Source organism: Pedobacter rhizosphaerae, assembly GCF_900111155.1.
Classification (GTDB): Bacteria; Bacteroidota; Bacteroidia; order Sphingobacteriales; family Sphingobacteriaceae; genus Pedobacter; species Pedobacter rhizosphaerae.
Genome location: NZ_FOGG01000004.1, coordinates 110,154 through 128,328 on the forward strand (window position 1 = coordinate 110,154; position 18,175 = coordinate 128,328).

The 18,175-nt window shown below is 38.3% G+C and carries 15 protein-coding genes; 1 reads left to right on the forward strand and 14 read right to left on the reverse strand.

What is annotated here, in order from left to right; genetic code table 11:
• Window positions 1-17: 17 nt before the first annotated feature.
• The 13 genes from BMX11_RS04395 to BMX11_RS04455 all read right to left on the reverse strand — a co-directional run bounded on the left by BMX11_RS04395 (window position 18) and on the right by BMX11_RS04455 (window position 16,127).
• Window positions 18-731, reverse strand: a complete 714-nt coding sequence (locus tag BMX11_RS04395) for a cytochrome c oxidase subunit 3 (RefSeq protein WP_090881841.1) — start codon at window positions 729-731, stop codon at window positions 18-20.
• 31 nt (window positions 732-762) lie between these two features.
• The gene (locus tag BMX11_RS04400; RefSeq protein ID WP_090882137.1) at window positions 763-1,329 is read right to left on the reverse strand and encodes a cytochrome c oxidase subunit 3; all 567 of its coding nucleotides are present in this window, start codon (window positions 1,327-1,329) and stop codon (window positions 763-765) included.
• 15 nt (window positions 1,330-1,344) lie between these two features.
• Complete coding sequence (gene cyoE, locus BMX11_RS04405; protein WP_090881843.1) at window positions 1,345-2,253, reverse strand: heme o synthase; 909 nt, start codon at window positions 2,251-2,253, stop codon at window positions 1,345-1,347.
• A gap of 13 nt (window positions 2,254-2,266) precedes the next feature.
• Complete coding sequence (locus BMX11_RS04410; protein ID WP_090881845.1) at window positions 2,267-3,325, reverse strand: COX15/CtaA family protein; 1,059 nt, start codon at window positions 3,323-3,325, stop codon at window positions 2,267-2,269.
• 81 nt (window positions 3,326-3,406) lie between these two features.
• A complete protein-coding gene (locus tag BMX11_RS04415; protein ID WP_175474467.1) occupies window positions 3,407-5,287 on the reverse strand; it encodes a cytochrome c oxidase subunit I in 1,881 nt (626 codons plus the stop codon).
• Between the two features lie 24 nt (window positions 5,288-5,311).
• Window positions 5,312-6,544 (reverse strand): cytochrome c oxidase subunit II transmembrane domain-containing protein, encoded by a 1,233-nt coding sequence (locus tag BMX11_RS04420; protein ID WP_090881850.1) that lies wholly within the window; start codon window positions 6,542-6,544, stop codon window positions 5,312-5,314.
• 70 nt (window positions 6,545-6,614) lie between these two features.
• Entirely contained in the window at window positions 6,615-7,868 is a 1,254-nt protein-coding gene (locus BMX11_RS04425; RefSeq protein ID WP_090881852.1) for a quinol:cytochrome C oxidoreductase, read from the reverse strand.
• A 16-nt stretch (window positions 7,869-7,884) separates the two neighbouring features.
• Window positions 7,885-8,508: a c-type cytochrome gene (locus BMX11_RS04430; RefSeq protein WP_090881854.1), complete on the reverse strand. Its 624-nt coding sequence runs from the start codon at window positions 8,506-8,508 to the stop codon at window positions 7,885-7,887.
• Entirely contained in the window at window positions 8,480-9,016 is a 537-nt protein-coding gene (locus tag BMX11_RS04435; protein ID WP_090881856.1) for a DUF3341 domain-containing protein, read from the reverse strand. The genes BMX11_RS04430 and BMX11_RS04435 overlap by 29 nt, the downstream gene beginning before the upstream one ends.
• A 2-nt stretch (window positions 9,017-9,018) precedes the next feature.
• A complete protein-coding gene (gene nrfD, locus BMX11_RS04440; protein ID WP_090881858.1) occupies window positions 9,019-10,491 on the reverse strand; it encodes an NrfD/PsrC family molybdoenzyme membrane anchor subunit in 1,473 nt (490 codons plus the stop codon).
• Window positions 10,492-10,517: 26 nt separating this feature from the next.
• A complete protein-coding gene (locus tag BMX11_RS04445) occupies window positions 10,518-13,550 on the reverse strand; it encodes a TAT-variant-translocated molybdopterin oxidoreductase (RefSeq protein WP_090881860.1) in 3,033 nt (1,010 codons plus the stop codon).
• A gap of 49 nt (window positions 13,551-13,599) precedes the next feature.
• On the reverse strand, window positions 13,600-14,892 hold the full coding sequence (locus tag BMX11_RS04450; protein WP_090881862.1) for a c-type cytochrome: 1,293 nt from the start codon (window positions 14,890-14,892) through the stop codon (window positions 13,600-13,602).
• A gap of 254 nt (window positions 14,893-15,146) precedes the next feature.
• Window positions 15,147-16,127, reverse strand: a complete 981-nt coding sequence (locus BMX11_RS04455; protein ID WP_090881864.1) for a deoxyhypusine synthase family protein — start codon at window positions 16,125-16,127, stop codon at window positions 15,147-15,149.
• A gap of 298 nt (window positions 16,128-16,425) precedes the next feature.
• Here BMX11_RS04455 and BMX11_RS04460 point away from each other — a divergent pair, with 298 nt between their 5' ends.
• Window positions 16,426-17,496 (forward strand): BamA/TamA family outer membrane protein, encoded by a 1,071-nt coding sequence (locus BMX11_RS04460; protein ID WP_245738579.1) that lies wholly within the window; start codon window positions 16,426-16,428, stop codon window positions 17,494-17,496.
• A 3-nt stretch (window positions 17,497-17,499) separates the two neighbouring features.
• Here the strand turns inward: BMX11_RS04460 and BMX11_RS04465 are convergent, their stop codons facing one another.
• Entirely contained in the window at window positions 17,500-18,171 is a 672-nt protein-coding gene (locus BMX11_RS04465) for a DUF1345 domain-containing protein (protein ID WP_090881868.1), read from the reverse strand.
• Between the last annotated feature and the right edge of the window lie 4 nt (window positions 18,172-18,175).

Here is an 18,175-nt window from a genome sequence, read left to right on the forward strand (position 1 = left end):
TTATAAATGATAATAAGTTAAACCAAATAGAAGAATGTAAATACAAACACCCATACTAAATCTACGAAGTGCCAGTATAAACCAACTTTTTCAACCATTAAATAATGGCCTCTTTTCTCGAATGTTCCATTAATCGTCATCACCAAAATGATAATGTTAATAATAACCCCACTAAATACGTGGAAACCGTGGAAACCAGTAATGGTAAAGAATAAGTTAGCAAACTGTTGTGCAGCTACTAGTGAAACATCTTCTGGCTTCAGGAAGAAGTGTTTTAACTCTTCAGCAGAAGGGATATGTCCCCACCAGAAACCATCGTGGTGTAAGTGAGTCCACTCAATTGCCTGACAGCCCAGGAACATAAATCCACCAATGATTGTTGCAATCATCCAACCGATTACTTCTTTTTTAGAACGTCTGTGACCAGCCTCTACAGCCAATACCATCGTTACAGAGCTCATAATCAAAATAAAAGTCATGATACCAACAAACACCAAAGGCGCACCATGTTCGGCAATACCTGGAATTGATTGGAAAACTTTATCTGGAGCTGGCCATGTTAATTTAGAAAAACGCTGAGCGCCGTAGTAGATCAATAGAGATGAAAAGGTAAAAGCATCTGATAAAAGGAAAAACCACATCATTATTTTACCATATTCTACCGACCACGGTGAACGACCACCATTCCATGGTCCGGTTTTAACTTGATCTAATTGTGATACTGCATTCATTTGGAAATAGTATAATAGTTTGTTAACAAATTTAACGGTTCAAAAGTAAAAAAACATAAAGATATATCCATAATATATCTATAAAATGCCAAAAAATAGAGGCAATCTCCATTCGATATTGATTTTTGGCTGCTGGTATATTTTTATAGCTACCAGCTAAAGCATTGATAATAAAGCCTACACCTCCTATAATGTGTAACAAGTGTACCCATGTCACTACATAAATAAATGAGATCGCAGCATTATTTCCTACTAAAGTAGCACCTGTTCCAACCATACTTGTCCAGGCATTAAACTGTAAAATACCAAAAGCTACAGCCAAAATCATGGTAACCCAAAGCATATTGCGTTGCAAACCAAAGTTTAGCTTTCTCAATGCCTTAGCAGCTAAGATCAAGGTAAAGCTGCTAATTAAAATAATGATGCTACTGTAAATAAAAGCGTCTGGCAGCACTAAACCATGACCTTTTCCTTTTGAGGCTGCGAAAACCAGGTAATAACTGGTAAAGCCTCCAAACATGATTGTAGAGGTTACTACAAACAACCAAACAATAAATTTTTTGGGTTTTGGATCAAATGTATCTTGTATATTTCCCATTGCTAACTCCATAAATTATTTTGCTATAAAATCAAATAATAAAACCAACTGCACTGCAGGTATATAAAAAAAAGAACAGAACATTACCTTCTTGGCATCAACAAGCTCTCTGTTGATTAACAACTTCAAAGCCAGCCAGGAGAATATTAATCCGGCTATCAGAGATAATCCCGCTACAAAATAACCTCCAAAACCATATATTGTTGGCAACAGACTTACAGGAATTAAAATCAGGGTACTTACGAAAGTGAATACCGCAGATATTTTATCCCGTTTCTTAGACGGAAGTAATCTAAATCCTGCTTTCTTGTAATCGTCATCTAAAACCCAGGCAATAGCCCAGAAATGAGGAAACTGCCAAACAAACTGGATTAAAAACAAGATACCAGCAATGTAGTAATCAATCTCGTGAAAATATTCTGCCTGCAAATCTCCAAAAGCGGCTAAATATCCAATAAGTGGTGGCAAAGCACCAGGTATTGCACCAACAAATACCGCAATGGGCGATTTACGTTTTAATGGGGTATAGGCAAATGCATATAAAAGAATAGAAAAAACTGATAATAAGCCCGTTTCTAAGTTCAGCTTACCTAAAAGCCAGGTACCTAAAAAGCTCATAAACACACCTAAAATAAGACCTTGTCCGGTAGTCATTCTTCCAGCAGGCATAGGTCTATCCTTGGTTCGGGACATCAATTTATCTAAATCCTTTTCTATAATTTCATTGAAGCAATTAGCTGCCGCAGTAACTAAGAAGCCACCTAAGATCAGAATCACCCAGTTCCCCCACTCAATGCTAGGAATATGTCCTCTTCCTACTTGTATTTTCTGACCTATCAAAAATGAGATCGACGCAGAAAATACAACCGTAAAGGTCAATCTGAATTTGATAAGCTTAGAAAAATCTGAAAAAACCTGTTTCAATTCTCTTATATATTTATTGTTTATAGGTACTTGTTCGGTAAACCAACAGGTACAAATAAAATTGTAAACTAAACAATAGCGTCGAAAACAGAATATGTACTGCCTGCGCTACCGGAGGAAAAGCAATGTAAGCCAAAGCAAATCCACTTATTAATTGAATGAGAAGCGTTCCTAATATGAACCTTACAGTTAGTAATGGAGCTGCCTTTCCGCTAAACCTGTCAATTACCATTTTATAAACAATTGCATTCGCTATAACAACGATAATGGCAATGTCTCTATGGTAAGAAAAAATTGATCCCAGTTGTGAAATCCAGGTAGACTTAGCGCCATAGCCCAATGATTTGGCTACTACATCTACCCCTTCCCTAACTTCAGTTCCTATTACAATCTGTACCAGACTCAGCAATAATGTACCAAATAAAAACCCTTTCAACCACAATATGCGATACATAATCACAGAAGGTGTTTTATGTAATTGCTTAGCATAGTTATAAGTATAAATGGATATGGCCAAAATAACTAAGGCTAGCAACATGTGCACCGTAACTACCCATTGTGCTAAATTGGTAGATACCACAATAGAACCTAACCAGGCCTGGTATCCAACCACAAAAATATTTAAAATACTGAGCACAATAATACGCTTTGCCGTTTTCTTGTAGGCAAAAGAATAGATGGCTGTTAGCACTAAAAATAGCCCTGCTAATACACCAGCTAAGCGATTGAGGTATTCAGTCCAGGTTTTGGCAGGATTAAACTCCTCAGGTACTGTAATACTCTTATCATGCCTGATACTATCTGCTAAGGCTACTTTGCCCATGCTCTCCAGATACTTGGCAAACTTCTCGTTCTTTTTTAATCTGCCAGCTACATACTTCTCTTTATAGTTAGCTGGTAACTGTGATACATCGGTTGGCGGAATGTAACGATCGAAGCACTTAGGCCAATCAGGACAACCCATGCCCGAGCCTGTACTTCTTACAATGCCACCGGCCAGTATAACCAACAATGTAACAATGATGGTTATAAAATTAATCTTGATGAAACGTGTTTCTGATCTGCTGACCATATATCTTTTAAGAAGAAAAGGGTATCGGATAAGCAGAAACTTAATCAGATACCCCTTTGCAATTATTTTAAAGCTTTATAACTAGCCTTTGTTTTCTTGTACTGGATTGGCTAATTCCCACTCTTGCTGTATCTTTTCAGCTTCAGCATTTCCTTCAAAATCATGAGGTAAATTAGAACTCATTGTTTGTGAGAAAGGAACTGTTTGCGGAATAAAATCAACATCATGACCAGGTTTACTGTAATCATAAGGCCATCTGTGAACTGTAGGGATTTCTCCTGGCCAGTTACCGTGGATATGCTCAACTGGTGCAGTCCATTCTAAAGTATTTGACTCCCAAGGATTTTGAGGTGCTTTTTTACCTTTATAAATCGAATAGAAGAAGTTGAATAAGAAAGCTACTTGAGCCAATGCAGCCATAATAGCAGCCCAGGTAACGAAAACGTTCACTGTTAACCATTTTTTCATGAATTCGAATTCAGTGAAAGCATAGTAACGACGAGGTACGCCATCTAAACCTAAGAAGTGTAATGGGAAGAATACTAAGTAAGCTGCGATGAAAGTTAACCAGAAGTGAAGGTAACCTAATTTCGCATTCATCATTCTTCCGAACATTTTTGGATACCAGTGATAAACACCTGCAAGCATACCAAAGATCGCTGCTGATCCCATTACCAGGTGGAAGTGGGCAACAACAAAGTAAGTATCGTGCAAGTTAATATCTAAAGATGCATTTCCTAAGAAGATACCAGTTAAACCACCAGAGATAAAGAAAGATACTAAACCAATAGCGAATAACATTGCAGGTGTAAAACGGATGTTACCTCTCCAAAGCGTAGCCAGGTAATTAAACGTTTTTACCGCCGAAGGAACCGCAATAATCAAAGTAGTGATCATAAATACACCACCTAATAATGGGTTCATACCCGTTACAAACATGTGGTGACCCCATACGATGAATGAAAGAACGGTGATACCGATTAAAGAGTAAACCATCGCATGGTAACCAAAGATTGGTTTACGGGAGTTTACAGAGATTACTTCTGATGAAATACCCAAAGCAGGCATAATTACGATATATACCTCAGGGTGACCCAAGAACCAGAATAAGTGTTGCCATAAAATTGGAGAACCACCCTCGTTAGGTAAGATGTTACCACCTAAAACGATATCTGATAAATAGAAACTTGTTCCCACACTACGGTCGAAGATTAATAAAACCACACCTGCAACTAAAACAGGGAATGATAAGATACCTAAGATCGCAGTTAAGAAGAATGCCCAGATAGTTAATGGCATTTTCCATAAGTCCATTCCTTTAGTACGCATGTTTAAAATTGTACTTACATAGTTGATACCACCCATTAAAGATGATGCTACGAAAAGTACCATACTTACTAACCACAATGTCATACCTAATCCAGAACCTGGCATTGCTTTAGGCAAGGCAGATAAAGGAGGATATACGGTCCATCCACCAGATGCAGGACCTGTTTGGATAAAGAATGAAGACATCATTACCACGCAAGCCAGGAAGAAGAACCAGTAAGATAACATGTTCAAAAATGGCGAGGCCATATCTCTTGCTCCAATTTGCAATGGAATTAATAAGTTACTGAATGTACCACTTAAACCAGCGGTTAACACAAAGAATACCATGATGGTACCGTGAATGGTAACTAATGCTAAATAAAAATCTGGCTTGATACGACCACCTTCAGCCCATTTACCTAAGAATGTTTCCAAGAATGGAAAATCTTTGTCTGGCCATGCTAACTGGATACGGAATAAGATTGATAAGATCATTGCTATAACCGCCATAATAATACCGGTTACCAAAAATTGCTTAGCAATCATTTTATGATCCATACTGAAGATATACTTTGAAATCAAAGTCTCCTTATGGTGCCCATGATCAGCGTGATCGTGATTGTGTTCGTCGTGTAATGCTATTGTTGACATAATTCTTTTCGCTCTGCAGTAATATTATTTATTTAAAGCCATTTGGTTTGTTTTCGCAGCTACAGAATCTGTTGCTGCCGAGTCTGCTACCGATTTAACTGGTGCAGGTGCCACTGGCAAATTAAATTCTTTTCTTAAATCGTCGTTTAAGTAGGTTTTTTGTTCAGCTAACCACTCTTCATATTCCTTCTCTGATACTACCCTAACGTCTTTCTGCATATTGTAGTGACCACCACCGCAGATTTTTGCACAAAAGAAAAGATACTTGAAATTAGGATCATTGGTTTTCTCCTGCATTTCTTTAGTAGTAATGGTAGGTGTAAACTCAAACACGGTTTGCATACCTGGTACAGTGTTTAATTGTACTCTGAAATGTGGCATATAAAAACTGTGGATTACATCTTTACTGTTTAAAAGAAGTCTAACTGGTCTGTTTACCGGAATAACCATTTCATCAGCCATCTCATCATCACGCGAGTTTAAATCTTTAAAATCAATACCTAACGCGTTTGAAGCAGTTGTTAACTTATAGTTTCTCTTACCTACAATTCCATCGGCTCCAGGGTAACGGATAGACCATTTGAACTGCTCTGAAGTTACCTCAATTTGAATGGCTTTGTTTTTAGGATCTTCTACTTTGTAGAAAATTGATCTCCAGGTTAAGAAACCCATTAATACCAATACAGTTAATACTAAAGCTGGAATAATAGTCCAGATTTTTTCGATCGTATTGTTATGTGGATAGTAGTAAGCTTTTCTTTTAGCTGAATATTTATAGATATAAGAAAATCCAAATAATAAGATGTGTGTTACTACGAATACGATAGTGGTAATGATCAATGTTAAATTGAACATTTTATCGATACGTTCACCATGGATAGATGCTGCATCTGGCAATAACATGGCTCCGTGTACTGTATATTCCCAATAAACACCGTATAAACCAATAACCAAGAACAAGGCAAATAAACTTGCGTGTACTCTGTTCCAATTGATCCCTACTGGTTTTCCTTGTGCTTCACGGCTCAATTCATAAACTCTAATGGCTTTACCCACAATAGCGATGAATAAACATACGGCTAAGAAAACCAGTACATAGAATATTACTGATTTATAAACCTCGCCCATATCCACTTTCGGTGCCGCTGCAGCTCCAGCTGCTGCCTCTTGCGCAAACGCGCTCGTGTTTGCAAAAACAGTAAGTAGAACTGCTAAAGCTGCGGTCGTTTTATTTGTGATAAACTTTCTTAAACTCATTTTCTTAAAAGTAGTACGCTGTACTGCTAATTATATAATAATTAAATATTCGCTGTTTTAAATTCAACAACTATAGTTGGTGATGCAAACTTTCTTGTAAAAATGGGTGATTCTTTGCAATTAACGGCTTTTTGCTCAAAGCGGTTAAAACTGTAAAGGTAAACAATCCTACAAAACCCAATGCTGTACCAATTTCGATAACACCGAAACCGTTTGAACCATCCTCTACTGCTCCTGGCATAATCATTTGGTAATAATCAACCCAGTGTCCTAGCAATACTACGATAGCCACAAATAATAATTTCTTATCTGTTCTTTTGTTATCTCTATCCATTAATAGTAATACTGGCGCTAAGAAGTTCATGGCTAGGTTTAAGAAAAACCAAAACTTGTAATACTCAAAGCGTTTGTAGAAATATACTGTTTCCTCTGGCATGTTGGCATAGTATATCAATAAGAATTGAGCGAACCATACGTAAGTCCAGAAAATAGAGAAACCAAATACCAACTGTCCTAAATTGTGCAAGTGACTGTTGCTAACCCATTGCATATATCCAGCTCTTCTTAAAAGAATTAGTATTACTGAAATGGCAGCTAAACTACTTACCCACATGGCAGCGAAGTTATACCAACCGAACATGGTTGAGAACCAGTGTGCCTCTAAAGACATCACGGTATCAAAAGCAAATATTGGCGTGGTAAATCCGTAAATTACTAAGAAGATACAAGCGTTTTTGAAACTTGTTCTGTAAGAGTTTAAACCACCGTTTAAATCTTCATTGTAAGATAAGTTTACAAATTTGATTGCGAAGAAGCTGTAGATTCCTAAAAAGATTACTAATCTTCCTAAGAAGAAAGGTATATTTAAGAAAACAGACTTACCAGCAATGATTGCATCATAGTGCTCAGATCCTTTTTCCGCTAAACCATGAGTGGCCCAGTGTTTATAAAGATATGGAGCAGTTACGGTTTGTCCGTGCTCGATAATGTCGTGTTGTAAGAATAAGCCAGCACCTGCAATAACGATTAAGATAACCGATGCAATAGGTAATGTTTTAGCCATAGCTTGTGGTACACGCAAAATTGCTGCAGACCATCCCGCTTGTGCTACATATTGAACAGCTAGGAAAAATGATCCTGACATACATACGCATGCAAAATAATATCCCATAAGCAACAAGTTAGCAAAGGTGCGCTCCTGATGGCCACTAAAAAATCCGTAAGCAATAGCAGCGATACCTAAAACGATACCAACTATACTTAAGGTTTTTGCTTTACCTGTAAACTCAAACTGTTCACTAAAATTAAAATTGTGAGTTCCCATTTATATTCTGCTTTACTTATTGTCCTTTTTGTAATTGTTGAACATACATCACCACTTTCCAACGATCTGTTGGTGAGATTTGTGAAGCATGTGAGCCCATGTTATTTACACCATATGTAATGGTATGGTAGATTTTACCTGCAGTAAGATCAGCCATGTTTCCTCCTCTTGATGAAGCACCTGCAAAGTAAGAAGGTACACCGCTAAATTTCTCAATCTTCACTAAGTGTCCTTGTCCATCGCCTTTTTCACCGTGGCAAGGATTACAGAAAACTGTAAAAAGGTGTTTACCTTCTGCCAGGTTTACGGTATCAACAGGCAATGGGTTTACCATGCTTACACCTGCTGCATCATATCCTTCTTTGGTGTTTGGATATTCGTCATATTCTGTAAAGCCTACTGGTTTAGTGTGCGCAGGTGGAACCTGGGCTGCATGACCATTAAAGCTTTTTAAATATTCGTTGGTTGTAGATACAGGTTGATCTGGATTCAGCGCAAGTGCATCATACATGTTTCTGGCATACTCCATACCAGTACTGCGTTTATCTCTACAAGCCGATAAAGTAGCTGCAAATGCGATAGCTAAAAACGCGGCATAAACAAATTTATTCTTATTCATAGCTAATGTACTTCCTTTCATTATACTTTACTTCTAAAGCACCTGCTCCTTTTAATAAACCATCAATTACAGTGTGCTCTGCATTTTCCTTGGCATCAACAGCGATCACAAAACGATCATCTGTTGCACGAAGATCCATTACTCTTGGTGCTCTTCCCGGGAATAAATGCGTAGATGCATAATAGCTTAAAACCATTCCGAATGCACAGAATAATACTGTTAATTCGAACATTATCGGAATGAAATCCGGCAATGCGAATGATGGTTTACCACCAATGTTAACTTTCCAATCAATAACTGCGCAAAAATAGATTAAAGCAAAAGCTGCACAAGTACCGGTGATACCAAAGCAGAATGCTGCGATATCGATTCTTGATCTTTTAATTCCTAATTTGGCTTCTATTCCGTGTATAGGCATTGGGGTATATACATCATAAATACTGATGTTATTCTCCTGAAGTTTTTCGATGCCGTGCATCAACTCATCAGGATCGCCAAAGCTGCCTAAAATATATTTGATATTACTCATTGTTATATTTTTGCGTATTCTTCTTGTTTAACACTATCAAATTTCTCTAACGACTCTACATACTCGTCAACGTATTCTTTCTTCTCTGATCCTTCTGCAATAATCTTTTTCTTAGCTTGCTCTGAAGCAGATTTCAAGATGATCTTAACCTCTGCAATAGCGATTGAAGGTAAAACTCTCAAGAATAATAAGAATAAAGTGAAGAATAAACCAATTGAGCCTACGAATACACTGATATCAACCCAAGTTGGATAGAACATCGCCCAGCTTGAAGGAATATAATCACGGTGTAATGAAGTAACGATAATTACGAAACGCTCAAACCACATACCCACGTTTACTACGATTGATAAAATCCAGGTAGCTTTAATGCTTAAACGGATCTTTTTGAACCATAATAGCTGTGGAGAGATTACGTTACAAGTCATCATCATCCAGTATGACCACCAGTAAGGACCAGTAGAACGGTTGATAAATGCATATTGCTCGTATTCTGAACCAGAGTACCATGCAATGAAGAACTCTGTTAAATAAGCCACACCTACGATTGAACCAGTTAAGATGATAATCTTGTTCATCGATTCAATGTGGAACATGGTGATATAGTTCTCTAAGCCTAAAACTTTACGTGCAACTAATAATAAGGTTAATACCATGGCGAAACCAGAGAAAATCGCTCCTGCTACGAAATATGGAGGGAAGATTGTGGTGTGCCATCCTGGAATTACCGAGGTTGCAAAGTCCATAGATACAATGGTGTGTACCGAAAGTACCAATGGTGTAGAAATACCCGCTAAGATTAAGGACACAGCCTCAAAACGTTGCCAGGTTTTAACACTTCCGTTCCATCCAAAAGAGAAGATAGAATAGATTTTTCTGCGTGTTCCTACTGCACGGTCACGAATAGTAGCGATATCTGGTAATAACCCTGTGTACCAGAATAATAATGATACAGAGAAGTAAGTAGAGATCGCAAACATATCCCATACCAATGGTGAGTTAAAGTTTACCCAAAGTGATCCGAACTGATTCGGTAAAGGTAATACCCAGTAAGCTAACCACGGGCGGCCCATGTGAGAAACAACATAGGTTGCCGCACAAATAACCGCAAAGATGGTCATAGCCTCTGCCGAACGGTTAATTGAGTTACGCCAGTTCTGACGGAAGAGTAAAAGTACTGCTGAAATTAGTGTTCCAGCGTGACCGATACCTACCCACCATACGAAACCGGTGATATCCCATGCCCATCCAACTGTTTTATTTAAACCCCATGCGCCAATACCATTCCAAAAGGTATAACTCACGGCAACAACCCAAAGCAAAGCGCCTAAAGCGGAAACGATGAAACCAATCCACCATGCTTTGTTTGGCTTATTCTCTACCGGGCTTAAAATGTCATCCGTAATTTTTGCATACGTAATGTCATTTCCGGTAATTAAGGGTTCTCTAAGTATTGATTCGTTATGTCCTGACATAATTTGTATTTTCTTTATACTAAAGCTTACGCTTGTACTGTTGTATCTGTGTTTCTAATCTTTGTCATATATCCGATACCCGGTTTCACGTTGATCTCTTCCAGAACATAGTAAATACGCTCTGAACGTAAAGCTTTTGAAACCTCTGAGTTTGGATCGTTTGAATCACCAAATATGATTGCATTTGCTGAACAAGCTTCCTGACAAGCCATTTTGATATCGCCATCTTTCAATGCGCGTTTCTCTAATTTTGCTTGTAATTTACCACCTTGGATACGTTGGATACACATTGAGCATTTCTCCATAACCCCTCTTGAACGAGTAGTTACATCAGGATTCAATACCAATTGAGTGAATTCGTTGTTCAGATAGTTATCAAAACGTGAATCATTCCAGTAGTTAAACCAGTTGAAACGACGAACTTTGTATGGACAGTTATTCGCACAGTAACGGGTACCTACGCAACGGTTATAAGCCATGTGGTTTAAACCATCTGATGAGTGAACAGTTGCCAATACCGGACAAACCGTTTCGCATGGTGCGTGATCACAGTGTTGACACAACATTGGTTGGTGAACTACAGAAACGTGATCTAAGTCATCTAATTTAGCAATTTCCTTTTCTCTGGTTACATCACCTTCTGGTGTTTCAAAGCTATAGTAGCGATCGATACGGATCCAGTGCATCTCACGACGACGACGAACCTCATCACGACCTACAACAGGAATATTATTTTCTACGTTACAAGCCACAACACATGAACCACAACCTGTACAAGCATTCAAATCGATTGCCATAACCCAGTTGTTTCCTGGTTTCTCATATTGATCCCAAAGGTCGTAATCTTTATGATCGCCTTTATGGTTACCTGCAGCAGGATTTTTAAGATATTCTTTGAATGATGCTTCTTTAATTACCGCACGACCTTCGAAAGAGTGGTGAGTTTGTGTTTGAGCCAATTCATAATAACCACCTGTTGGAGTAATGGTTACTGAAGTAGCATATTGCATCGTTCCGTTTACAAATGTTGCAAATGGGAAAGCATTTTTACCTACATCATTACCTGCTTTACCAGCTTTAGTACGGCCATATCCTAATGAGATAGAAGCGGTACCTTGTGCTTGTCCCGGTTGAATTAAAACTGGAAGTGTTACAGAATAGCCGTTAGTAGATTTTACTTCTACTACATCAAATTCTTTAACTTTTAACTTCTCAGCAAATTTTGGTGCAAGGGCAACAAAGTTATCCCAGGTTACTTTAGAAACAGGCTCTGGTAATTCTTGTAAGAATGCATTGTTTGCATTTTTACCATCACGCATTGGAACGGTTTCGTAAACCTGTAACTCAATTTCCTTAGCTAAAGCTTTACTACTGTTGGTAATTGAAGTAGCAACAGCAGCTAAAGATAAGCTGAAAGCATAAGTTCCTGCTGGTTTAGCGGCAACTGTAACTACACCTTTATCTAAAACCTGCTCCCATTTCAAACCAACTGCTGGCAACATTTTAGTTTCCCAGTTGCTGCGTACAAATTGGTAGTAATCTTTAACTGGTGCATCAGCCCAGGTTAATAAACTTTCTTCTGCCTGACGGCTATTGAAAACCGGGTTGATAGTTGGCTGTACGATAGAATAATATCCTTCGTAAGCATTTGCATCTCCCCAAGATTCTAAGTAGTTGTGGTTAATCGCGATAACATCACATAGTGTAGCTGTCTCATCTGCACGATCAGAGAAAGAAACCTTAGTTGGTACTTTCGCTAATGCTTCAGCAAATCCTTTAGCATTTACATAATCGTAAGCAGGGTTGCTATTTAAGAATAAAACAGCACCAACTTCTCCACGACCCATCTCAGCAACTAAGCCATTAAATTCAGCATCGTTACCTGCATATAAGTAACAAGGATTATCTAAATCGATCGTAGTACCATAGCTACCAATAGCAGCGTTAATGGCATTCACTAAAATCTGAGTAGATACATCATTAGAACCACTTACAACCAGAGCTTTTCCTTTTAATTGTACTAACTCTTTAGCCGCAAGTTTGATTACCTTATCAGCAGTAGCATTATTACCTAAAGCAGCGCCCGGTAATGCAGCACCAGTGATGGCGTTATATAAAGCTAATAGTGCCGGACCTTCTTCAGATAATTTAATCGGAACACGGGTATCAGCATTAGTACCTGTTAAGCTCATTCCACTTTCGAACTGAATGTGGCGGCTCATCTTTTTATTTTCTAACGATTTGTAGTTACGGTTAGCAGTATATTGAGCTGTAAACTCTTCTCCGCTAATCCAGGTACCTAAGAAATCAGCACCAAAGCTTACAATTAAGTCAGCTTTATCGAAGTTATACTTAGGTAACACGGCTTTACCAAAGCTATTTTGATTCGCCTGGATAATACCTGTATAAGAAACTGCATCGTACTGAACCAATTTAGCCGCAGGATATTTTGCAACGAAAGCTGCAATAACCGCGTTGGTTGAAGGACTGTTTACAGTTGAAGCTACAATACGGATTTTTTTGCCTGAAGTTTGAGCCTTAACTAAACCTTCTTTAACAAAAGCATCGATTTTTGCCCATGATGTTTCTTCTACGTTACCACCTTTTACTGTAGCAGGTGCTTTAAGCTTAGAAACATCGTATAAATCTAATACAGAAGCTTGCGCTCTTGCATCAGTTCCGCAGTTAAATTGACCCGCATTAGGATTTGGCTCAATTTTAATTGGACGACCTTCTCTGGTTTTAACCAAAATACTCTGGCCATTAAAGCTGGAAGTATAATAGTTAGGAATACCTGGAGTTACTTCTTCAGGCTTTACCAAATAAGGGATTGATTTTTTTAACGGTGTACTTTGGCACGCGGCTAATGTAACGGCACCTAAACCAAAGCCTAACGCCTTTAAAAAGTCGCGGCGTGGGGTAACGGTACTTAACCCTGCTTCATTTAAAACATCTTCTATTGGAAGTGGCTCGGCGAATTCGTTTTTGTTATTTTTAACAAAATCGGGTGTATTGTTATACTCCTCTAAGCCTTTCCAGTATTTTTTATTGCTTTCCATTTAAGCTATATTACTGTTTATTCGAACGTTCTTACTAAACTCTAATCTATTAATAGTGGCATTTACCACACTCTAAACCACCCAATAACGCTGGTGTAATTTTCTCGCCTTTTTTAATCTTCTCATGCGCTTCGATAACTTTAGCGTAGAAAGCATTGTTTTTCTGGCCAGAAATATCAGTTTCCTTGTGGCAGTTGATACACCATTTCATGGTAAGTGGAGAGTATTGATAAATCTCTTCCATTGTATTAACCGGACCATGACAAGCGAAACATACTGGTTCAGTTGGCTGTAATCCTTTAGCTTTACGGATAGCATCTTCAGCAACTACTACGTGTTGAGAGTGGTTGAAGTAAGCGAAATCAGGTAGATTGTGTACACGTACCCACTCCATTGGCTTAGCTTTGCTGTCGTCATATTTCTGAGTCTCAGGATCGTAACCTAAAGCATTGTAAATTTTCTTGATCTCAGGAGAAATCTCACCATCATATTTATCTCTTGCCTGTACCGCTTTGTGACAGTTCATACAAACGTTTAATGATGGAATAGTAGCATTTTTAGATTTAAACGCTCCGTTGTGACAATACTGACAATCGATTTGATTGATACCAGCGTGTAACTCGTGAGAAAATTTAATCGGCTGAACTGGCTGGTAACCGGTATGAACACCAGTATTCCACATACCCATCCATCCGAATGAACCTAAACAGATAATTAAACATAAAATGAAGAACATCACAAATTTCTTGTTCTTGAACATCTTACGGATACCTACCTTTAATGGCACATCCTCTTCAATCTCGATACCTTGTTTTTGTAGGATTAAACGTTCTAGTAATTTAGAAGCGCGACCTAACACCACCAAGATCACAATAGCAACAGCTACGATAGCTACGATACCTGCGATAGATAAACCTGAAGTAGTTTCATCTTTTACAGCTACAGCACCAGTTCCAGCAGCAGGTTTTGGCTCGCCTTCTTTAATGTATGCTAAAATGCTTTTTACTTTTGCCTCATCCAACTCAGGGAATGAAGTCATGGCAACTTTATTGTTTTCGTTGAAAACTTTAACAGCTGCAGCATCGCCTGAAGCGATTAACGCTTGCGAATTTGGAATCCACTTCAATAACCACTCCTCCGAATGTCTATCCGATACTCCTGTCAACGCAGGACCGATCAATTTAGCATCTAAGGCATGGCATGAAGAACATTTAGCTTTGAAAAGCGTCCTCCCTTCTTTAGCATCTTGCGCATTTACGGTAGAAACCGCCAGTACGGAAATTGCTGAAAACACGAATAACGACTTCCAAACGCTTTTTAAAATCATCGAGATATCTCTCATAATGAACACTTTATACTTATTTAATTTATTTTTTGTTGTGAAATGAATGATCGGGATACAATAGCCCTTTCAAAACTTGAACAAAAGTATAACTTATTAATAAATCCCATGACATAATAGTGACTTGAAATACAATTTATAATCATTCTAAACAAATGCCATTTCAAGCTATTCAGCCAATAAAAATGCCCATTTTCGAAGTTCATCTTGAATGGGCATCCTCAAAACCAATTTGGTTTTGAACAAATAATTAATTATTGTTTTAATATCCAGGCAAACATTAAAGGCGCAACAATGGTTGCATCACTTTCTACAATAAACTTAGGCGTATGGATATCTAACTTACCCCAGGTAATTTTTTCATTCGGCACAGCGCCAGAATAAGAACCGTATGAAGTAGTAGAATCAGAGATCTGACAGAAATAGCTCCAGAAAGGAATATTTTCCATTTCCATATCCTGATAAAGCATAGGAACTACACAGATTGGAAAGTCGCCGGCAATACCTCCACCAATTTGGAAGAAGCCAATTCCTTTACCTTCGCTGTTGGCAATATACCAATCGGCCAACCAGCCCATATACTCAATACCGCTTTTCATGGTCGTAGCTTTAAGCTCTCCTTTCATCACATAAGAAGCGAAAATATTTCCCATGGTAGAATCTTCCCATCCCGGAACAACAATTGGCAAGTTCTTTTCTGCAGCTGCAAGCATCCAGGAGTTTTTAGGATCAATTTCATAATATTGTTCCAAATCGCCGCTTAACAGCATTTTGTACATAAATTCATGTGGAAAATATCTTTCTCCGCTGTTATCTGCATCTTTCCAGATTTTATGAATATGTTTTTGCAAACGACGGAAAGCTTCTTCTTCCGGAATACAGGTATCTGTAACACGGTTGTAGTGGTTTTCTAAAAGGTCCCACTCGTCTTGCGGACTTAAATCGCGGTAGTTAGGCACGCGTTTATAATGAGAGTGCGCAACCAGGTTCATAATATCTTCTTCCAGGTTGGCTCCAGTACAAGAAATAATAGCTACTTTATCTTGACGAATCATCTCTGCAAGGGAAATTCCCAACTCTGCAGTACTCATCGCGCCAGCTAAGGTGATCATCATTTTTCCACCTTCGTCCAAATGTGTTTCATACCCTTTAGCTGCATCCATCATTGCCGCAGCATTAAAATGGAGATAATTGCGCTCCATAAACTGAGATATTGGTCCTCTTGTATTGCTCATTTCGTTTTGTATTATTTTGCGGCAAAAATAGCGGTTTTTTTTTAACTGTTGTTTAATTGTTTAATTGTCTAACTGTTTAATTGTTTAGTATCGCCTATAGTCAATGCTAAAACCCATGGTCCGTGACTCACGGACCATGGACAAAATCTCACGGACCATGGACAAGATCCAACCATTCCACAATAATAATACTAAACATACCAGCTTACCTTTCAGCTAAATTCCTTTTCTTTGCCACATGAAACGAACGCTTGTTTTGCTATCCTTATTTTGCTTCACCTTACCAACAATGGCTCAGATGAAACTGATTAGGAAAATGTTATCCAATACTAAAGATACTACCCGGAAGGCCAGCTTAATGCCTATCCCTGCTTTGGGTTATGCACAGGAAACCGGTTTTGAATTCGGGGTTGGGGTGTTGTATTCCTTTTATATGGACAGAAAGGACACCACTAACCGCAGTTCTAACTTTTTTGGTAATGCCACCTATTCTACTAAAAAAACTTATAGTGTTGCCTTAAGAGGTGATGCCTGGACCAAGGGCAATCTTTACCATATACTAGGTGAAATCAGGTTTAAAAGACAGCCCTTCAACTTCTATGGCTTAGGAAATAATACTCAAAGTGTTAATGAGGATGATCTCGTACAGCAACAATTAAAATTCCAGTTCGATGTAGAGAAGACTTTTATCAAATATGCTTATACCGGGGTTTCCCTGGGTTTCGAAAATTACAGCTTTGATGATAAAATTGAAGATGGCGTTTTTGCAAAAGATCCACAAATTTTAGGTAAACCAGGTGGCAAGGCATTATTTGTGGGTGTTTCTCAAAGTTACGATACCCGTAATTCTAATAACTATCCTACAAAAGGTTTCTTTGGCAGGGTAACCTATCAATATGCACCAGATTTTTTTGGTGGAGATAATTTTAATGGCAGCCAGGTAAAAGTGAACATCCGTAATTTCTGGAAAGTAGGGAATAAATTCGTATTGGGTGCACAAGGAATTTACAACACTATTTTAAGTGATAATACACCTTTTTATCTCCTTCCCCAACTTGGGAATGATGAGATGATGCGGGGGTATTACACTGGCCGTTACCGCGACAAAAATCTTTTAGCCATGCAAACCGAGCTTCGCTACCGTTACAATAACCGTTTTGGTGCGGTACTTTTTGCAGGTACGGGAACAGTATGGGGCAGTTCAGACTTTAAGGCCAATGCATTTAAACCCAACTATGGAGGAGGATTACGTTACTTTTTCGATCCTGCGAAAGGACTTAGTGCCCGTTTAGATTATGGTATAGGCGAGAAAAAGCCAAATGAAAAAAGGCAGAGCGGGTTCTACATCAGTTTTGCAGAAGCTTTTTAACGATTACTTACTCAAGCCCGCAAGTGCATTAATGGTTAATGCCACAATTACGGTATTGAATATAAAGGCGATGAGACTGTGTAAAAGAGAAAGTCTCCTGATTTGCCTGTTAGAGATTTCGACATCAGAAACCTGAAAGGTCATCCCCAAAACAAAGGAGAAATAAGCAAAATCAATGAAATCAGGTTTGTCATCTCCCGGAAAATCTAAACCCGATCCATGTTTACCTGAATCGCCCTTTTTATGATTTGCGTAATAAAGATGGGCATAACGCATACTAAAAGTTGTGTGAACTAAAAACCACGACAAAAACATACCTGATATAGCTGTAATTAAATCTATCGGCTCTACTTCCTTATTAACCAGGAGTAAAATTACAGCCAGTAAGCCTGCAAAAGTAGAAACCAGTACTATGGCAAAAATCTCTCCCCGGGTTTCATCCTGCATTTTGGCCTTCAAATGGGTTTCATCTGCCGAGGTATGAAAAAACATATACCAGTGAAGACTAATCAGCACCAAACAGAAAATATCCCAACCGAACATGATATGGGTTAACGTCCCCATTTTGATCAGTAGCGAAACAAAGTAAAAGGTAATCCCTATTATAAAACTAATCAGCAGTATAAACAGTGCAGATCGCTTTTGGATTCCCTTCAATTTCGGTTCAGCATTCATTTAT